This window comes from Leptospira sarikeiensis (assembly GCF_004769615.1).
In the GTDB taxonomy this organism is placed as follows: Bacteria; Spirochaetota; Leptospiria; order Leptospirales; family Leptospiraceae; genus Leptospira_B; species Leptospira_B sarikeiensis.
The window spans coordinates 39098-60327 of record NZ_RQGF01000003.1 but is presented as its reverse complement, the minus strand read 5'-3'; the positions used below and the strand labels follow the sequence as shown (position 1 = coordinate 60327).

The window sequence follows — 21230 nt, the reverse complement described above, 5'->3', positions numbered from 1 at the left end:
GAGAAGCACTTTACAAACATATTTGAATAGTATCCTGGTCCCTATAAATTCTCCGATCAACGCAAGCGGTCTGAATGGTAAGATAGATTACCAAAAACAGGATTATATCTCTTTGGAATCTGATCTTCGCCAAGAATACCAGATCATGGAGGGAGTGATTAACGACAAAATCGGTATGTGGGACTTTATCCATGGAGGTAGAGGATCCACAACAGGAACTCTGACTTATGGAGGAGGACTGGACTCTTTATATCCTGAATACAGTATATTAGCATTTGTGAATTCTCATGGAGGAGCTTCAGGGCTTTCTAGCCAGATGGAAGCTACCATGAAAGCATTCGATGGGATGTGGTGGTTGAACCCATACGAAGGTGCAAAACAATCGGCTGCGTATCGTACGAGTTCTGTTACCTATGGCGACTACGAAACTAAGATGAATACAGGTTTGGATAATGTGCTTGGCGTTCAAGCTCTTCTGATCGCGGTCATGCAGTGGGGAAATCCATTGGTGGGTGGGGAAGCAATCCAAAGGAATAATAATTGGATCGCACAGAGAGCTGCGCTTCAAACAGGATTAGACGGGGCAGAACAGTCTGCTATCAATCTGAAAAATCTACAAGCTGAGCTGAATTATTATACAGACATCTCTAGTAGTGCGCAGTTGAAATCAGTACTACTTGGAACCGGTAATGAAGAAGGGAAATATACTCTAAGTACAGGGTTACTTGCTTCGGATATGGATTATCTAACCGGAACAGGTACTTTTGCAAACGGCACTATGACTTGGAACGGAGGCAAAGAGCCTCTGGATATGAATAAAATTGCAGGAAAGAACGGAAATCCTGTAGTTCAGGAAAGATACGTGCATGATGCATACGGTCTTCTTGTTCGAGACAATGGTAAAAATGCAGGGGGAACTTCCGCAACGATCACAGGATCTTCCTCAGGTATAAAAACTGCAACGATGACGAGCGCAGATGAATTCGTATCTGCTCTTGCAGTTCTTTCCCAATCTCAGTACGAAATAGAAAGAGACGAGTATTTTGCAGCTCAGGAAAAATATGTAGGACCTGGCGGGCAAAAAGCGGATCAAAAAGTTATTTTAGACGCAAGAGAACAGTTCTACTCGGATCTTCTCAAAAAACTCTCCAATAGTAATGGAGATAACGTTGAATACGATATGTACAAAAAAGTCGTATCCGACTATATGGGTCAGGGTGCGATCATAGATCAGCTATTCACACTTGAACAACAGCAACAATACAAACAACAAACTGCAGTTTGGGATCAGAAAGAAGAAGAGTTCTATAAACGTAAACAGGAATGGGTGGAGAATATCCAATTCCTACAAAATGCAGGTCTTTCTAAATTTAATGAAATGACTAATACTATCCTGAAAGGTTGGGATGATTGGAGAACCGAGTTTAATAAAAAGGCAAAAGATGGAGAAAAACAACATCTAGAGCAGATCGCTACGATGATCACTCAGAAAGCTGCTTGGGAAAAAGAATTTATCTCCACGTATAAAGATCAAACCGATACGGATAAACTCGCAGAGGCATATCGCCAGATCCAAGGTTTGATCGAAAGTTATAAAAAAGAACTTCCTACAAACGTTGGAGTAGAGCTAAACGCAAATACGATCTTGAATAAGGTCCTTGCGGGAGCTCCAAGTAAATTTGATGATAATTTGATCAACCAAGGAGCATACCAAGACGTTCAGTTCTTTATAGACCAGGTAACGACTCGTAAACTAGACGATTCGAATATTAAACAGTTCCAAGACCTGAGTAAGGAAATGGAAGAACGTTCTCAAAAGCTTGTAGTATTACAAACTTTAGATGGACTTTATAATATTCCGAAAACCTACGAGGAAATGATTGCCGCTGCAAATAAGGACTTGGGTAAACAGCTAGTCCAAAAAGTGATGCAGGACGGCTTCTTACCTGTGGGAGATCTTCTTATTCGACAAACTGTAGGAGCAGATGGACAACCACAACAACAGATCCTACCAAACTATACGAATTATGGATATGAAGGACCAAAACAACTTCCAAAAGTAAAAGATGCCCAAGGAAAGGAATGGGATCTCACCAACTATAACGGACTTACCGGAGAGGGAGGCCCGAGCACAGCGGAACTTCTCCAAATGGTGAAGCTCGCAACAACAGTCTTAGACAAAGATTTCAAGAAGACTTATGATCCAATAAACCAAGAGAACCGAGAAGAAAAGATCACAGCATTGGATCCAGTCGCAATGGCAAGAGTAGCCCAGGCATCCCAAGGAGCAGTAAGAGCACTCTTAAGCGATCCAAGATATTTATCAGCAAGTGCAGATAATAAAAAGGCAATGGAACAGAATGCAATGAACTCAGGGTATCTAGTAGGGCCAACAGAGGGAGGAGTATTCGGAGATTGGCACTTTAACCAATATTATACAACCTTAAAACTCAAATCAAAGTATGATGAATTAGAAGCAAAAGGAAAAGAAGTCAATAGCGACGGATTCTCGAATGCAGTAGGGTCATTCGTATCAGCGTATACACAGTCATTCATATACGGAGCAGGATATGCGGCAATCGTAGCGTCAGGACCTTGGGCAATCTACTTAGCACCAAAGATCATAGAGATCACACAAGATACAGCGGAAAGAAATAAGAACCTGAAGTCAGATACAGCAAACTTCATGCATGATAATAAGGATACGATAGATGCAGCGGCTGCAATTGCGGCAGTGGTCGCATCACCAATGAGTGGGGGAATGTCACTTGTTGCATTTGGAGCATATAAAGCAGCACAGGGAGCATACGAGGGGGGAATCCTCGGCACACTTGCAGGAGCAGCAAATATAGGAAATGCATTTTTACAAGGAGTGAGTTGGGGAGCATTGTCCTACGAAACCTCATACAGTTACAAAGATGGATTTGGAGTGAGTGTAGGAGGAGGATACAAACTCGCAGATGGATTAGCTATCGGAGGAAGTATTGCCTACAATGCAAAATCGGGAGACTTTAACGGAAGTATAGGGTTACAGAATCGATTTGATACAAGTGGAAGACTCACAGGGAACTTAGGAGTATCCTTTAACCAAGATGGATTCACAGGGATCGATGCAGGACTAGGGATCGGATTAGGAACTAAGGCAAATGGAAACTACGCAGGATCCTTGAACTTAGGATTAAACTACGACAATACAAATGGATTTGGACAGTCCGCAGGGATCTCAGAAAATACAAACAAATATCTTCCACAATCTAGTGTAGACTACAACCATTCAGCTTGGGCTGGAAACACATATAGTGTAACAACACCATCCGTAGCAGGTGCAACTGGAACATTATCGTATAACGATATAACCAGAGGATATACGAGCTCAATAAACGTAAATGGTGCAACAGCTATCACATACGACTCGATCAGTGGACAAGCACAGTACAACAAAGGTTTCTTTGGAGATTTGGGTAAGGCCCAAGCTCTTGCTATGGGTGGTATGACCGAAGAAGAGTATAATGATCATGTTAAGAAGCAGGCTGCTTTGCGTGCGGAATCGCAGGGATTGTGGGATAAGACCACTGGGTTCTTTGGTGGGTTATTCTCATCCGATACAAGTCCAGAAACACAAGCATCGAGAGCTGCAAGAGATAGTGCTCAGCGTAACCTTGCAGATGATATGATGGGTGGTTTGATGTATCGTGGAGCAGGTATTGGAGAAGACGAGAGCGGGGGATTACCATTAAAGCAAACTGGTCCAAACACATTTGTGGATAATAATGGTCTGAAATATTTCCTGGTAGATGGTGAATTAGTTAGTGAAACCTTGCGCCCAGATATAGCCTTAAAAGAAGTAGGAAATACTGCTGATAGTGAAGCTAAGTTTAAAGCTGCTATAGATAAACTAGATTCGGATTTGGTACCTATGGATAAAGGGTTGTGGGATAAGTTTAAGGACAAATTGCTTGAAAAAGTAAAAGATAAGTTAAAAGATTTACTTCCAGATGTGTTAAAGCCACACGCCGGCACCCCTGAACTTATGTATAAATTCGGTAGTGACTTAGGTTCGGCCAATTCACTTTCGGATCTGTATCGCCCAATTTTGGATGATATTAAAGATTTATATCAAGCTGCTCAGGCTGCTGCTTATGACAAAAACTATCTAAAGATGGAAGAATTAGAGAACAAAATTTTGGCATTGAGATCAAACAAAGATCCTCTCTTAGATTTAACTGAAACGGCATATGGATTAGAAAAATATAAAGAATTTATTAATAAAAGCTATGAAAACGAGATCAAAATAGCGAAATCTCAAATTCGTAGCTTAGAGGGAGTCGAAGCAGGTTTAAACATAAATGATAGAATGACAAAAGACGACCTTTATCGCACTTTATCTACTCATCTCGATGGATTCACCGGATATGGCGATGCTAAGTTTATTGATAAAGTATCAGCAACCAACGCTTTACTAAAGGCAACATATCAATTGGAAAATACATACAAAACATATAAATATTTACAGGCAAATGATAAAGCAATGTCAGATAAATTGCCCAAGGATTATTCTGGCTTAAAAGATGAATCTATGGATATTGTTCAAGGTATAGTACAAAACGCTTACACAAATTACTTAGAGACATTACGAAAATCTCGTAATACCACAATGCCAGACCGCTATATAATGTTTAACAGGTAATTTAAGATGAATTTCACTATGAAACTAATTCTGATTATTTTATTTACTATAAATCTTTACGCAGAAGAGAAGCTTGAGAAGCCAAGTGAGGATAATTATTTATCAAAATATGAAAATATCGAAAAAGAAGTTCCCGGCGGATTTCAAGCGACTCGGTTACGGGATGGAGAATTCTTCGATCGGATAATAATTTACTATAAAACGCATAAAGAAATCGGACATCTACCTCCAGAAACTATTCCCAAAGCAGTTCCAAAATCGGCGAAATTTAATTTCATTTTCTCAAAATGGGAAGATCTATCAGTTATAGACGGAAAACGCCCTTTATATTATGGAACTTCTGGAAAGAAAGCTGGTTATATTGAAGTAGTAGGCGGTCTATACGAAGGGGAAATGATACTATATTGGCCCACGGGTAAATTAAAAAAGAAGGTATCATATAAAAATGGAAAAGAGAATGGGCTTATCTATTTTTACAACAGAAGAGGTGAATTGCTGGTCACATTTACAATGAAAGACGGTATAGCAGATGGGGAAGCTTGTCGATATGACAAGACGGGGAAAGTAATATTTAAAGAACAGACAAAGCGAGACAGAGAATACGTAGAAAAATATGGATTTCTTGGATAAAACGCGCTGACTTAATTAAAATTCTATTATGGATTAAGCAATATTTCATTTTTTACAACTATTCTCTGAACGGAAGAATTAATAAAGAAAACACAAATCCACCGACCACTAAACCTGCCAGGGATGCGAAGGGCTTTAGTCCCGAGCTCTCCTGGTAAGAGCCTTCGAATAAATCACATATAGCGAAGGGATGAGCGTGACTACGCGAACCCGCAGCAGCCCGGTCCTCGCGTAAGCGAGGAGGCAGCCAAATCTAAATTAATCACGGCATTAGATCCAGTAGCAATGGCAAAGGTAGCACAGGCATCCCAAGGAGCAGTAAGAGCACTCTTAAGCGATCCAAGATATTTATCAGCAAGTTCAGATGATAAAAAAGCAATGGAACAGAATGCATTGAACTCGGGGTATTTGGTGGGACCGACAGAGGGAGGAGTATTCGGAGATTGGCATTTTAATCAATATTATACAACATTAAAACTCAAATCAAAATATGATGAAATAGAAGCAAAAGGAAAAGAATTTAATAGTGATGGATTTGCAAGTGGTGTAGGAACGGTAATTGGGGGATATGCAAATGTGTTTGCAAAAGGAGCAATCTATGTAGCCGGTGCTGCAACTGCATATGTTCTTGCATCTTACGGTCAGACTGGACTCGCATCGAATGTGATGAAGAAAGCTGATAATGTAGCGAACAGTTTCGATTTTAGAAAAGATACCACAGCGTTTTTCCATAAGAACAAAGAAACTATCGATGCAGTGGCTGCAGTAGCAGCTGTCATGACAGGTCCTGCGGGCATGATTGCATTCGCAGCTTATAAAGCTGTGGAAGGAGCATATGACGGTGGGGTCCTCGGGGTTTTAGCGGGAGCAGCAAATATAGGAAACGCTTACTTGATGGGTATGTCGGGCGGTGCTGTTTCCTATGAAACTTCCTACAGTTATAAAGACGGATTTGGAGTGAGTGTAGGAGGAGGATACAAACTCGCAGATGGACTCGCCATTGGGGGAAGTATTGCCTGGAATGATAGAAGTGGAGACTTTAACGGAAGTATAGGGTTACAGAATCGATTTGATACGAGTGGAAGACTCACAGGGAACTTGGGAATATCATTCAACCAAGATGGATTCGCTGGAATCGATGCAGGACTTGGGATCGGGTTAGGAACCAAAGCAAATGGAAACTATGCAGGATCTCTAAATCTAGGATTAAACTACGACAATACAAATGGATTTGGACAATCAGCAGGTTTATCAGAAAACACAAACAAATACCTTCCACAATCCAGTTTAGACTACAATCACACAGCTTGGGGTGGAAACACATATAGTGTAACAACACCATCCGTAGCTGGAGCAACAGGAACATTATCGTATAATGATATAACCAGAGGATATACGAGCTCAATAAACGTAAATGGTGCAACAGCTATCACATACGACTCGATCAGTGGACAAGCACAGTACAACAAAGGTTTCTTTGGAGATCTGGGTAAGGCTCAGGCTCTTGCTATGGGTGGGATGACCGAGGAAGAGTATGATGATTACATAAAAGTTAAGACCGCAAAAGCTAGAGCATTGGAAGAAGGTAAAGAGCAATTTGCTAGTGATTGGAAGCAAAAACATCCAGATGACGTAAATCTGAGCACGGAACAGATCTTATTAAAGAATGCTGAAGAAATGCGTGCCTTAGGATTAAAGAAAGATGGATCTCGGATCGGTCTTTATGAGAATACATCCGGTTGGTTATACGATAAGCTTATGAGCGGTGGAAGCTCAGATAGCTTAGGTTATATAGATAGTGACGGAAAATTCCGTGCCAATGTCTGCTTTGTGGCAGGAACTCCAGTGCATACAAAAGAAGGCATAAGACCGATAGAAACCATAAAAGCAGGGGATGTGGTCTTTACCAAGAGTGATATAACAGGAGACTTGGAATTCAAACGAGTGAAACAAACATTCATCCGGGAGGCGGATACAATCTACAAAGTTGTATTTGCAGATGGAACAATTCTCGAAACAACCTGGAATCATCAATTCAGGAGATTGAAACCTAAAGAGAAAAGGAAGAATTTTGAAATCGAGAATTCAGAATGGAAACAGGCAAAAGATCTTCAATCGGGAGATATTACCTTAACAGTGAATGGAGAAACTCTCGAAATCGAATCTGTTCTTGTCGAAGATCGCTCTGAGACTGTTTATAACTTTGAAGTAGAGGATTTCCACACATACTTTGTAAGTGAAGTCGGAGTTTGGGTGCATAATGATGATAATTATGAAAAGTATTCAAATACGAGAGCTGTACATGATGAAATAGAGAGTAAATTGGATGTAAGAAATCATGTAGCGGATACGGTAACGGGTGGAATAGTTGATGCGATTTTGGGAACCACAAAGGAAATAGGTAAGGCGCTGTATAGTGGAGCGAAAGGTGCTCTTGGTATCTTAGGAATAGTGCTTGAAGTCGGATCAGAAGCATATGCTATGCAGAAAAAATTAAAGGAAATAGTAGAAACCAAAGATACAAAGGATGCCATCCGCCTAATGGATGATCTTTTAATGAGAGAGGAGAAGAAGGCGAAACGAGAATTTAACGATGTGAATGGAGGCCTTGATGCCTTGATTAAAAAACGGAAAGGATTTCTGGATTCTGTTGAAGGAAAAACAACTTATGATACAACTGTCGGAGATCTTGCCGACACAAACATAAACAAGAACTTAATAGATCATAACAAAGAAGTAGCTTATCAGACAATTAAATTGAACGACGATGTACAGGAGAGAAATTCCTTTAACAATTCCTATTATGAAAAGATGAAACTCTTTGATCAGGCAAGGACATTTGGAGAAAATGGAGACTATAGTTCTATGCTTCGAGTCTCAGAAAAAGCATTGATGTATCGAGGACATTCGGATGGTTATGCAGAGATGGAAAGCATTAAGAATTTCCAAACTACGAAGGTAGCTGGCCAATTTGGATACCAAGCCTTGAGTGAGCCTGCATCCAAATTTTCGATTTACACGTTGAATCCGACCTTGCCTGGTATCCAAAAGGCGTATTTGGATTATATGGATACGAGAGAGCAGAATATTCAAAATACTAAAAAGACGAGATGTCAAGACAGAACTTATAATGGAGGTTATTATGTCGTTCCGGTATGTTATAGCTATTAATTTACTGATAGTATTTGTTATAGGTTGTCAGGCTGCAAAAAAGGAACATTTTGAATTACCTGAAATTCGGAAGAAATTTGTACACGAGGTTAATTTTGAAAAAGCTGACTTCATAGAGGAATCGAACTCATATTATCAGCATTTTGATTCTGCAAGTTATAGTTACTCAGTCACTTGGTCCGCTAAAAAGAAATTAATCGCCGAATCTGCTAATTACTCAGATTTGAGTGAGGTGTTTACTTACCAAGACGGAAAATTAAGTATGAAGGCAAAGGCCAAGAAGCATACTTTTGAACCATTCTACAGGGAAAATGTGGATGAAAATTCCGAGCAAACGGAAGATTCGATTTTTTATTATTTAAAATGATAATGAAGCGGGTGAGCCTCGTAAAAACTAAAGTAGCGGACGATTACTCTGCCAAAGCGAATAAAACTATGATAAGAAATGAAAATTATAAATTATTTTTTGCTTAAACTACTTACGAAAAAGATAATTAACGCGTTTTTGTAGTAGTTTCTATATATTCTATGAATCTGTGAGCGTGCGAATTCCTTCTCTGTGTAGCAAAGAATAAAGTGAGAATATGTTTAAAAAAACTTAAGCAGCTTTATCGTAAGAGTAGGTATGATACAATCCACCCAGGATGGGAGTGGAAATTAACTTAGCATCAGGGGGTTTTTCCAAAACAGGAGACGCAATAGGAGTGTTTTTATCTAAAGCTAAATGAGTTCTATAATGATTGTAAAAATGAATGAACTCACCTAAGTTTTTACGAAGATGATATTCATTAGCAGGGATGAAGTAGTCCAGGAATTCGTTTCTTGCAGTTTTTACCCAACGTTCAGCGTAACCGTTTTGCCAAGGGCAGCGAATAGCAGTCCTTTTGTGTGTAATTCCTAATTTCTGTAGATATTCAGAGAGTCTTTTCCCGAAAATGGATTCGTTATCGGATACAAAATATTGAACGTTTGACTTTCCGATTTTACGGATTGCGAATTTAAGCACTTTTCGAATCCATCTTGTAGTAGGGTTTGTATGAATATCGAAATGAAGAATCTCTCTAGATCCGATATGCAGAGAGAAGATTATGCGATAAATTTCTTTGAAATTAGCTGAAAATACGGACAACGTATCAGAGACTATGATGGAGTCCGAATGGAGATGATAAAACTGCTTCCACCTGAGTCTCTTCTTGGGATCAGTTGGTCTTTTAGGGATATATTTGGAAACAGTTCTTTCTGAGATATGGTAACCTAACTTTAAAAGTAAGCCATGTAGTTTGGTAGCACCCCAGATTTGATTTTCTTTTGAGATTCTTCGGATGAGCTTAATGGTATCCCAAGGAATCATTGGTCTTCCAATTTTCTTTGTTTTAGAGATGAGAGTCCAGAAAATCTTAAATTTTCTTTTTCTCCATTTTAGAACTGTGTTTGGTGTTACTAAAACTAAATCATCCTTCCATTGTTTATGGATATATGTAAAGAATATGAAGATTAGGCGTTGGAATGCAGTTGTCTGAAACTTTTTCGCTTTTCTTTTATAAGCTGCTAGCTGGGATTTAAGAAACAAAACTTGAATGCGATTTTGAGCCTGGGTTAGGAAGTAAAAGAGCAGAATAAAGTTTAGAAGTAAGGAGAGATTTAGAAACAAGAGAATCCTTTTTACATTTTATCGGGATAGAAGTGGAGACTTTAACGGAAGTATAGGGTTACAGAATCGATTTGATAATAAAAAAGCCCCGAGTGGTTAACACCCGAGGCTTTCTAATTTTAGAACTCTTGCGAGTATCTTACTTTAGATCAGGAGCATCCTGTAGTTGCCCCGCAGGACATACATTTCAAACAGGAACCGTTTCTAACCATTTCAAAGGATCCACACTCCGTGCAGGAATCTCCAGTATATCCTTTGATCTTAGCGATCTTGATCTCTTCCATCAAAGCAACTCCGGAACTCGGTTTTTCCTTAAACATCATCTGAGAATAAGAAATTGTTTCCGGTTCTGCACTTGGAGTTTCTACTACCGCAGAAGCTACAGGCGCTGGAGCAACGGTCTCTGCCTTAGGCTGAATAGACTCGGAGGATTTTCTGGATCCGATCTCGTCTCCTCTTAGATCTTCCGGAGCTACTTGGCCAAGGTCATATCTTCCAAGATAAGTGATCGCAAGTTCTCTGAAGATGAAGTCGATTACGGAAGTACTCATCTTAATATGTTTGTTTCCGGTTACGATACCGTTCGGCTCAAATTTGAAGAATGTGAATGCATCCACAAATTCTTCCAATGGAACCCCGTGCTGTAATCCGAGAGAAACGGAGATCGCAAATGCGTTCATCAAACTTCTGAATGCTGCACCTTCTTTGTGCATATCCACAAAGATCTCTCCGAGTTGTCCGTCTTCGTATTCACCGGTCCTTAAATAAACTTTGTGACCGCCAACTACAGCTTTTTGAGTATAGCCGGCTCTTCTGTTAGGAAGTTTGCGTCTGTGGGAGATATACTTATAAACGATCTTCTCTGCGAACTGAGAAGGATCTTTAGCGACCGCAGCTTCTGCGATCTCTTCTTGTTCTTCCAACTCGATCCCGTTTAGAAGTTCTAATACGGAATTTAGAGGCTGAGAAAGTTTGGATCCATCACGGTAAAGTGCATTCGCTTTTACCATCATCTTCCAAGAGATATAGTAAGCGTTTTTGATGTCCTCGATAGTAGCATCTTCCGGAAGATTGATCGTTTTAGAGATCGCACCACTGATGAAAGGTTGAGCTGCTGCCATAGTGCGAATATGGGACTCATAGGAAAGATAACGTTTTCCGTATTTTCCACATTTGTTCGCACAATCGAATACAGGGTAATCTTTCTCTTTCAAGTAAGGAGCGTTCTCGATGGTCATCGTTCCGCAAACATAATCGTTTGCTTTATTGATCTCATCTTTAGAGAAACCTAAATGCTCGAGTAAATTGAAAGTGAAAGAATCGTAAGTTTCTTTTGCGATCCCCAAATTCTTTTGTAGGAAGTTTTCTCCCAAATTAAATTTGTTGAATGCGAAATTGATATCAAACGCGTAAGGAAGAGAAGATTCTACTTTTTCCAAAATTTCGTTCGTGAAACCTTTTTCTTTCAAGCTTTGGGTATTGATTACAGGAGCTCCGTTTAAGGTAGCATGTCCCTTACAATAGTTCACGATAGATTCGATCTCAGAAGGGGAGTATCCCAATTTACGAAGTGCTAAAGGAACGGATTGGTTGATGATCTTGAAATAACCACCACCAGCTAACTTTTTGAATTTCACTAACGCGAAATCAGGCTCAATCCCAGTAGTATCACAATCCATTACAAGACCGATAGTTCCCGTAGGCGCAATCACTGTTACTTGAGCATTTCTGTATCCGTGTTCTTCACCAAGAGTTACTGCCTTATCCGAATCTTCTTGAGCAGCTTTTAATAAATAAGAAGGGCAGTATGCAGGATCGATCCCAACTGGAGTGATTGTCAGACCTTCATAATCTTCGGAAGGAACATTATAAGCCGCTCTTTTATGGTTACGAAGAACACGAAGCATATGCTTTTTATTCTTTTCATAACCAGGGAAAGGTCCGAGTTCTTTGGACATTTCCGCAGAAGTAGCGTATGCAGTCATATGCATGATAGAAGTGATAGCACCGGTGATCGCCATTGCTTCTTTTGAATCATAAGGAATTCCCATGATCATCAATGCAGAACCAAGGTTTGCATATCCAAGTCCGAGAGTTCTGAACTTATAAGAAAGTTCTGCGATCTCTCTGGAAGGGAACTGTGCCATGGTCACTGAAATTTCAAGGATGATGGTCCAGAGACGGCAAAGATAACGGAAACTTTCTACATCGAATACAAGAGTTTCCGGATCTACGAATTTCTGTAAGTTTGCAGAAGCAAGGTTACATGCAGTATTGTCCAAGAACATGTATTCTGAACATGGGTTGGAAGCGTTGATATTTCCATCTTCTGGACAAGTATGCCATTCGTTAATGGTAGTATGATACTGGGTTCCAGGGTCCGCGGAAGACCAAGCTGCAAATGAAATTCTATCCCAAAGATCTCTTGCTCTAATCGTTTTCGCAGGCTTTGGAGATCTTTTCTCTTTATGAGCCTTTTCTTTTTCCGTTCTATTGTATAAATGCCAAGGAAGATCTTGCTCTACAGCATTCATGAACTCATTCGGAAGACGAACAGAGTTATTACTGTTCTGACCGGAAACAGTATTATATGCTTCGGATTGCCAGTCGGTAGTTAACTCTTCGAATAGGAGTTCTTTGTATCCTTGTCTTGCAAGATCGATGACTCTTTTGATATAATTATCAGGGATCAAAACTCGTTTTGCTTCTACGATGGCTTTTTTGAGAGCGGAGTTCTTTTTAGGTTCGAAACGATCCTCTCCCTCCATCTCATAACAAGCCTTCATGATTGCGTTCAGATGTCTGTTGTTCAGAATGGATCCGGTTACGAGAGAAGCTACTTTTTTCTCTTCTTCTACTTTCCAATCTACGAAACGGTCGATATCCGGGTGATCCACATCCAAACAAACCATCTTAGCCGCACGACGAGTGGTTCCTCCGGATTTAATCGCGCCTGCAGCACGGTCTCCGATCTTTAAGAAGCTCATTAATCCGGAACTTTTTCCACCACCGGAAAGAGATTCGTTTTCCGCTCTCAAGTTGGAGAAATTTGTTCCAGTTCCAGAACCGTATTTGAATAGGCGAGCCTCACGGACCCAAAGATCCATGATACCACCTTCATTTACTAAATCATCATCAACACTTTGAATAAAACATGCATGAGGTTGTGGATGTTCGTATGCAGAAGAAGATTTTACCAATTTTCCACTGGTAGGATCCACATAGAAATGTCCTTGGGATTTACCGTCGATCCCATAGGCCCAATGTAATCCAGTATTGAACCATTGAGGGGAGTTTGGAGCAGCCATTTGAGAAGCGAGCATGAAAGCTACTTCTTCATAGAAGGTTTTCGCGCTTTCTTCGTCGGAAAAATAACCGTATTTATATCCCCAATATGTCCAGCAGCCCGCTAAACGATGGAAAACTTCCTGTGCAGATGCCTCTCCACCGAAACGATCTTCCGGTTTTAATGAAGAAAGTTTCTCAGTATCCGGTTCGGAGCGCTGTAACCATTCTGGAATGCCTTTTTCATCTACTTTTTTTAAGTATTTCGGCACTCCTTTGCGTCTGAAATACTTCTGGGCCAGGATATCTACTGCAACTTGCGACCATTGGTCCGGAACAAGTATGTCTTTGGCTTCGAAAACGACAGAACCATCCGGGTTAGAAATCTTAGAATTTCTTTTAACCCAGTTCAATTCCTTAGAAAATCCCTTTTCAGGTGAAGTGAAATGTTTATTTAGCTTCATAGCTTGCTCCTCAATGAAACTTCAGCGAAATATAGTGCGTGAATGAATTATGTCACGCTACTATAGCTTTCAAATTTTTCCATAGTACTTTTCCAAATGCTGTTTGGTTTTAACGGAAAAAATCTTCTATGTCTCCTTCAGAAAAATGCCTATGTCTCAAAGATTTTTCATTGCCAACCTGCCTCAATTCTAAAAACTGGATTCTGCTACCGCAAATTCCCCTTTAGCTCAGTCGGTAGAGCAAGTGACTGTTAATCACTGGGTCGCAGGTTCGAGCCCTGCAGGGGGAGCCAATTTTATTCCTTTTTTCCGAATCTTAACAAGAATGACTTTTTAGGATCTATTCAATAGACCCTAAAAGCTAACATTTGTTTAGTCTTTTTTGGAAAAATTTTCCCTTCTATTCAATTATTGAGAAAGTAAGAAACGGGTCCTTGTGCAAAGAACCCGTTGTTAGTCGGAAGGTTCTGCTATTTAGCGTTATAGATCAGGTGGCGATTGTTTCCAGTATCCGTAACGATTAGTTGATTCGAATTGATTAAGGCGAGACCTTGGGGATTGCTCAAGCCGGTCGCAGTCGTATTTGCGCTTGTATCACTAAAGCTTGATTGACCAAGAACTACATCTGCAGCGGCTCCACTAGCTGTAGGCCAGGATTTCCAAATCAATACTCGATTATTCCCAGAGTCCGTCACAAAGATACGAGTTCCGTCAGAAGTTACGTAGGTAGGCCCATTCATCAGATTATTTCCTGAACCGGATATAGCAGGATAAGTATCAAGATCGTCGCTTCCTAAGACTAGATCCGCTGCCTGCCCAAGGGATGTAGGAAAGGTATTCCAAACAAAAACCTTATGATAGAGAGAATCCGCCACAAGCAATTTTGTTCCATCGGTCCATACATCTCTACTAGTTAAACAACCTTCTAAGCCAAGGATGCCGCCTGTATTGGTAAAATTCGTTTGTGCAAGTACAAGGTTCGCACTAGCTCCGTTAGTAGTCGGAATGGAATTCCAGATCAGCACACCGCAGCGATCTGCATCGGAAACAAGGACTTTACCTCCGGAGGTAACGGCAAGACCACCTTTATGCGACCTAAATTCATTTGCAAGGGCAGGGTTTGCCCCTGAATTCGTATTGGTAGAATTCGATTGTCCGATGACTGCATTTGCAGACGCATTGCTCGCAGTGGGGAAGGTATTGTATACGAGTACCCGATTCGCTGTCTGGTCAGAAATCAAAAGTTTGGTCCCGTCGGTGGCAATATCCACAGGTCCAGTGGAAACTGAGGAGGAGGCAGTAGAAGAAGTCGTTGTACCATTTGCCTGTCCGATCACAAAATTCGCTGCCGGATAATTGGAGGTAGGAACCGAATTGAAGACTAGAGTTCTGCAATTTCCGGTATCCGGAATAAAAAGTTTACCGTTGGAATATAAAGGCGATCCTTTGGGAGCAACAGAAGAAGAACAGTCATCTCCTACCGTGGACAAAGAAATGGAACCGGACGTTCCGGAACCGTTATTGTTTGAGACATTCGTAGTAAAATTATTCTGTCCGATCACAACAGACGCCTCTTGTCCAGTTGTAAACCCGGAAGAAGAAGATGAATTAGAGAATGCCAACAAAAGGCCTGTTAGGTTCTGGCCGTCATCGCCAGCACAGGCAGAAAATCCCCCAACAGGGTACAACTCATTAAAAAAATATAATAAACTTTTTCTTCATTTAACAACCTAAATTATAGTTTCGCCATTCGAAGAAATAAATGCTTCTATTACGACAGTGTTTTATTAGAAAAATATTACATTTCTAAATAACTTATTATATCAGTATACATAGCTCCAATAATAATTAAACGAACGTTTACAATGCAGCTTCGAGTTAGAAAAAATTTAGAAATACTGAGAAACTTTCTCTCAAAGTTTTGCCCATTCTTCTATATGTAGATATCAAACAAAATGACACAGATTTAAAATAAAAGTCTCTATTCTTACAAACAAAACAGGACTCCCAAATGCTTTTCCGAAAAATTCAAATTGTTAACCGAATTCGTTCAATAATACGGATTTTTATCTAACAAATGGTTGAATTTAGTATAGGGATTTCTAACAAGCCTTAGATATATTTTTGAACTATTTTTTCCATTCATCATACTTACATAGGCTTTCATCCCAAACTCATTGCACAGTTGCTCAAATACTTATATCTTCCTTTGCATGCAACGCAAATTAGCTCTGGCTACGATATCTGCCCTTATTTTAGGTTTATTCATTCTTTTGGTACTTCCTTCTTCATCACAGGATACGGAAGCTGCTCATTCTCATGCACCAAAAAGCGGTTTTTCCGAAAAGATCTCATCTTTATCCAATTTCTTAGGTCTTAACTCCTCTTCTTCAAACGACGAAGAGGGTTTAATCCCAGCTTCTCTTTTAAGAAATGAAACTCCTGACAATTTATATTGGAAAGCTATCGCGACTCCAAGAGATGCAGCAGAAAAGAAAGCCCAAAACGAATTGAGAGAAGATTGGGCAGCTCTCTACGGAAAAATTTATTCAAACAAGGCCACTCGCGAAGAGATAGTCGAGTATTTTACCACACAGATCAAACTTCATGAAGATCAGTTGGAACTGCTAAAGATTATGGAAGATAGATATCCGGAACGTTTAAACGACGATTCCAGGAGAATGATCTTAGCAGGTAAGGAATTATATGCTAAAAAGTTACAAAGTACCAAAAATGAATATGAAAAACATTTAAACCAAAAATAGATTCGGAGAGAGTTATGAATTATCGGTCAGTACGAAGGTCTGTATTCAGCTTCGTAGTATGTACGATGTTTTTCGCAGGAAGTGCATCCGTGTTTGCGGATCCTTATTGGGGAACATTCAAAAAGGATAGCTGTACGGCTATTTTCCCAGGTAAACGTCAATATTCTGCAATCCTATACGGGATCCCTTCTGGCCAAAGTTGGGAGACTACCTGTGCGAATATGGGAGCTACCATTAACGGCCAAGTGTTTACGAAACCAACTCGTTGCAAGAACACTGGTTTGAACATGTGGGGAGAATTCGATCTAATCGATGATTCCTGTGAAGCAAACTGGTCTGCTACCGACGATGGCGGGGGTTATAATTGGACCCATAAAAACGACGGTTGTCAAACTTCCGGAACCTATGCAGGAAAAAGAAAATATTCTTCCCGTATCTGGAACGTAGTAGGAACCACTTGGGAAGCCGCTTGCGCAGCGCTACCTATTACTATCGCAGGAAAAACTTACACAACTCCAAATAAATGTGTGAATACAAGTAGCACAGGCATGTGGGGAGAATGGTATGTTGCAGATTCAAGTTGTGAATCCGCACCTAAGGCTTATGCAAGAGGAGCAAGTGATTCTTTAAAAAGAACCGGAACTCTTTCAGGTTATGTGGATCTTCATACTCACCCGATGGCTCATTTAGGTTTCGGTGGAGTTATATTCCACGGAGCTCCTTATGGAGAGCCAGCAACTGCGTTAGCCGATTGTCCAAGTATGTCTAATGAAGGTCACTCTGCAGGACATTCAAGGGTAGAAGCAATCGTACAAGACGATATTATCGGAGCACTTCTCTCCACCGCGAAACATGATAATCGCGGATATGCAAGTTTTCCGTATTGGCCGGCGAATAATAGCTACACTCACCAAACAATGTATTATGAGTGGTTGAAACGCGCCTATGAAGGCGGACTTCGTACCATGGTAGTACTTGCTGTAAACGGAGACTATATGTTCGGAGCGACTGATAATGGTCTTCCGGATATTATCAAAGGGATCGCAATCGCTACCGACCCAATCTATGATCTGAACGACATGAACACTCTTCGTCGCCAGACCCAAGCTGTGTATGATATGCAAACTTGGATCGATCAGAAAAGTGGAGGAGCAGGTCTTGGTTGGTTCCGGATCGTAAAAACTCCAGCAGAAGCTCAAACTGTGATCGCCGCAGGTAAACTCGCAGTAGTACTCGGAGCAGAAGTAGACTATTTAGTAGATTGTACTGCAACCACTTGTACTGACGCAATGATCACTCAAGGTGTTCAAGAAATGTATGACGCAGGTTTACGTTATATATTCCCGATCCACTTAAAAACCAATGGTTTTGGTGGAGCAGGTCTCTACAATATCTTAGGAAGCGGAACCAAGTATGACTGTAAACACTACGGTCAAGATTGTAACGTTGCAGGTTTAACTTCTTACGGACCTAAGATCATGAAAGCATTAATGCAAAAAGGAATGATCATAGACGTAGGTCATATGTCTGCAAGATCCTTAGATGGAGCTCTGACTTACGCAGAACAACAGGCTTATCCTGGTATCGTTACAGGCCACACTGGCGTATACGATATGGCGAATAAAGGAAATCGTCACGAAGCAAATCCTACTGGTAACGCTTTAAAACGGATCATCACATTAGGTGGTATGATCGGGCTCATCCCGGGGCAAGGAAACTTGGATGAGGTTGGAGAATATAGACAAAACTCCGACGGATCATATATATCACATGCTTGTGGTGGAACGAGCCAGACATTTGCTCAATCCTATCAATATCTGAAAAATCTAGTAGGGGACCCTGCTTACGACGGAAGAATATCTGTCGGAACAGACTTCAACGGATTTGCTCATATGCCGGGACCTCGCTATGGAACAAGAGCTTGTCCAGGAGGAGTATCCACGATCGCTCAACCTGATTCGGCTAAGGTAGCATATCCATTTGCACCAGACGCTTCTATCAGAAAGGCAGCGACACTTTCCGCTCTTCCTTCTCTGTCAAAGTATACCTTCGGAAATCGTACCTTCGATTTTAACACGGAAGGAGCTTCTCATATAGGGCTCATGCCGGACTTCTTCGAAGACTTAAGACAACAAGGTCTAAAACGATCCGACCTCGAACCGGTATATCGTTCTGCTGATTACTTCGCTAAGATGTGGCAGAATGCTGTGACCAGAGGTGCGAGCATTCAATAAAGGAATCCCTTAAAATAAACTAACTTTAAGTTGGCCCGCTTAATTAAGCGGGCTTTTTTTATTATAAGAGCAGAATGAGAGAAAATTTACGAGAAGGAAAGAGCCGTTTAACCGAGCATTTTTTTAAGAATATTATATCTAGATCTGGATAAGGCTACTTCTGCAGAATCTCCTAAAACAACCTTAAAGTGATTTCCTTTTCCGTGAAGAACCTTTTTTACTTCAGACAAATTGATGATAAAAGAACGATGAGATCTAAAAAAATCAGAATTGAGTTCGGATAACACTGACTCCATAGTCCTACGTATGATTTCTTTTCTTCCAGACTTAAGATGGATCTCTGTGAAATTTCCTGCAGCTTCCAAGTATAAAATATCCTCGAGACGGATCACTTCTAACATCCCGTCTTTTTTTAAGGAGATACTATTCTTACGCATAGAATCCGCTTTGGAAGCGGAAGCGGCTTTCATTCGATCGATGGCCGCAATAAATCTTTCCCTTGTGAAAGGTTTAGCCACAAAATCTAAAACACCGAAATCAAATGCAGTTACCGCGTTTTGTTTGTCGGAAGAGATCACGATCGTATAAAAGGAATCCTTTTCGGGGAGTTTCAGTATCTCGTAACCGGATTGTCCTTTCAGATTGATATCCAAAAGAAGAAGGTCTATCGGATTTTCCTGAATGCTGTAGAGGGCAGGAGTTAATTCGTCGAAAGTTTTCAGAGAAACCAGATTTTTTCCGAAAGCTTCCCTGCAATAATGTTGAATGGTTCTTGCCATAAGTTTGTCATCTTCAACAAGAACCGCTCTCACCATGGTTAGCGAGTTCAACAGAAAAAACCGGAACGGTCAATCCGAAATTACAAAAGAATATGCAAAAAGAAGAATATTATATCCAACGAATTCTGCCCATTTTGTGTCGGAACTTCAAACGCTTTCAAACAGAAGAGTAAAGATCGCTCCTTGTCCTGGCTCGCTATCCAAATTGATCTTAGCATGCAACAGTTCTGCAAGTCTATGAACCGCATACAAACCAACACCTGTAGAAGGTTCGTTACCAGTAGGTCTTGCAGACAAACGAGTGAATCTTGAAAAAGCGAGTTTTTTATCTTCTTCGGTAAATCCTTTTCCCTCGTCTCCGATCTGGATCTGAATAAAATTCCCATCTTCTCTCACGATCTTAGTATCAATAAAGATAGATCCGCCTATAGGAGAATATTTTACTGCGTTCGAAACCAGATTGTCCAAGATCCTAGCGACAGCCTTTCTATCAGAACGGATCCTTAGATCTTCTTTTTCAAATTTAGTATGGAACTGGATTCGTTTTAAAGAAGCTTGATAATCGAAATTTTGCACAGTAGAGCGTATGTACGAATTAATATTAAAAACATCATAATTGATCTTAATATTCTCAAGTCCGGACGCAGCGATCCCCACCAAATCGTCTATATGCCCAAGGATCTTTCTAGAAGAACCTTCTATATCCGTGAGAATTTCTTTTTTTTCGCGGTCCGAAAATGATTTTAAATTTTTGCGTAAAATCGTACTAATACTCATGATACCTGAAAGAGGACTTTTCAGATCATGGACTGCGATACTGATCATATCACTTTTGTTGATATCTTCTTCCCTTAATCTTTCGTTTAGTCGAATGATCCTCTGTGTTTTTAAATATGTATTTGCAAGGGTTAAGAAGGATACTCGATCTAAGATCAGGATCAGAAAAAGGGTCACAAGAGGGTTTTGTATGAGCACAGGCTCACGATTCCCACTATAATATATGAATCCGTACAAGATCGAATAATTGATAATATAGATAAAGTATTTCGTATGATCCGGAAAACGGAACATGATAGCCACACTAAACATCGCGGCAGAGAATAGGGAGATCTCCGGAAGTCTCGGGAAAACCACCACTGTGATACATGTTCCCGTCAAAGAGAGAAGAACGACACCAATCCTAGAGATTAACTTGATCCGACCAAGATCTGCCCGGTGCAAACGGCCGGAATTCAAAAGCACATTCATCAAAATAAATGTAAAATAAAAGAGTAAATCGAATAGAACAAACGAATTGTCTTTTGCCCCGGTAAAAGCATCTACAAGATCATAAGCAGCGAATGGTAAGATAATTACCGGTAAAACGAAATATACATATCTAAGTACTGTAAGTATTTCCAAATAGGCGTTTCGAGTAAATACAGGAGCAAAATTTACGGAAGAAAGGATCTTTGCCTTTCTATATTGCCTAAGAGCAAAACGATAATTAAGTCCGAAAAAAGATTGAAACAGCTTTCGCATTTTCCTTCTGCTACTAGGAATTTCAAAACAAGAGGGTCAATTA

Annotated in this window: 11 protein-coding genes and 1 tRNA gene; 7 read left to right on the top strand and 5 right to left on the bottom strand. The window is 40.3% G+C overall.

Annotated features, from left to right (window positions below; genetic code table 11):
- Positions 1-22: 22 nt before the first annotated feature.
- The 4 genes from EHQ64_RS00365 to EHQ64_RS00350 all read left to right on the top strand — a co-directional run bounded on the left by EHQ64_RS00365 (position 23) and on the right by EHQ64_RS00350 (position 8855).
- A complete protein-coding gene (locus EHQ64_RS00365; protein WP_246048479.1) occupies positions 23-4687 on the top strand; it encodes a hypothetical protein in 4665 nt (1554 codons plus the stop codon).
- Positions 4688-4705: 18 nt separating this feature from the next.
- Positions 4706-5317: a toxin-antitoxin system YwqK family antitoxin gene (locus EHQ64_RS00360; RefSeq protein ID WP_167882326.1), complete on the top strand. Its 612-nt coding sequence runs from the start codon at positions 4706-4708 to the stop codon at positions 5315-5317.
- A gap of 285 nt (positions 5318-5602) precedes the next feature.
- Positions 5603-8488 carry a polymorphic toxin-type HINT domain-containing protein gene (locus EHQ64_RS00355; RefSeq protein ID WP_135647458.1) on the top strand — a complete coding sequence of 962 codons (2886 nt, stop codon included), beginning with the start codon at positions 5603-5605 and terminating at the stop codon, positions 8486-8488.
- The gene (locus EHQ64_RS00350) at positions 8460-8855 is read left to right on the top strand and encodes a hypothetical protein (protein WP_135647457.1); all 396 of its coding nucleotides are present in this window, start codon (positions 8460-8462) and stop codon (positions 8853-8855) included. Before EHQ64_RS00355 ends, EHQ64_RS00350 begins: the two co-directional genes overlap by 29 nt.
- 231 nt (positions 8856-9086) lie before the next feature.
- Here EHQ64_RS00350 and EHQ64_RS00345 read toward each other — a convergent pair whose 3' ends face one another.
- Positions 9087-10139, bottom strand: a complete 1053-nt coding sequence (locus EHQ64_RS00345) for an integrase core domain-containing protein (protein ID WP_135647455.1) — start codon at positions 10137-10139, stop codon at positions 9087-9089.
- A gap of 149 nt (positions 10140-10288) precedes the next feature.
- On the bottom strand, positions 10289-13888 hold the full coding sequence (locus tag EHQ64_RS00340; protein WP_135647453.1) for a vitamin B12-dependent ribonucleotide reductase: 3600 nt from the start codon (positions 13886-13888) through the stop codon (positions 10289-10291).
- A 217-nt stretch (positions 13889-14105) separates the two neighbouring features.
- On the opposite strand from EHQ64_RS00340, the gene EHQ64_RS00335 reads away from it, so the two are divergent.
- Positions 14106-14181: transfer RNA gene (locus tag EHQ64_RS00335), tRNA-Asn, on the top strand.
- A 177-nt stretch (positions 14182-14358) separates the two neighbouring features.
- On the opposite strand, the gene EHQ64_RS00330 is transcribed toward EHQ64_RS00335, so the two are convergent.
- Positions 14359-15510, bottom strand: coding sequence for an NHL repeat-containing protein (locus EHQ64_RS00330; protein WP_135647451.1), 1152 nt, complete (start codon positions 15508-15510; stop codon positions 14359-14361).
- Positions 15511-16101: 591 nt separating this feature from the next.
- Here EHQ64_RS00330 and EHQ64_RS00325 point away from each other — a divergent pair.
- Both EHQ64_RS00325 and EHQ64_RS00320 read left to right on the top strand, forming a co-directional pair.
- Complete coding sequence (locus EHQ64_RS00325; RefSeq protein ID WP_135647449.1) at positions 16102-16653, top strand: hypothetical protein; 552 nt, start codon at positions 16102-16104, stop codon at positions 16651-16653.
- A 14-nt stretch (positions 16654-16667) separates the two neighbouring features.
- Positions 16668-18887 (top strand): membrane dipeptidase, encoded by a 2220-nt coding sequence (locus EHQ64_RS00320; RefSeq protein WP_135647447.1) that lies wholly within the window; start codon positions 16668-16670, stop codon positions 18885-18887.
- Positions 18888-18994: 107 nt separating this feature from the next.
- Here EHQ64_RS00320 and EHQ64_RS00315 read toward each other — a convergent pair whose 3' ends face one another.
- On the bottom strand, positions 18995-19702 hold the full coding sequence (locus tag EHQ64_RS00315) for a LytR/AlgR family response regulator transcription factor (protein WP_135647470.1): 708 nt from the start codon (positions 19700-19702) through the stop codon (positions 18995-18997).
- Between the two features lie 111 nt (positions 19703-19813).
- On the bottom strand, positions 19814-21187 hold the full coding sequence (locus EHQ64_RS00310) for a sensor histidine kinase (RefSeq protein ID WP_135647445.1): 1374 nt from the start codon (positions 21185-21187) through the stop codon (positions 19814-19816).
- Positions 21188-21230: the final 43 nt, after the last annotated feature.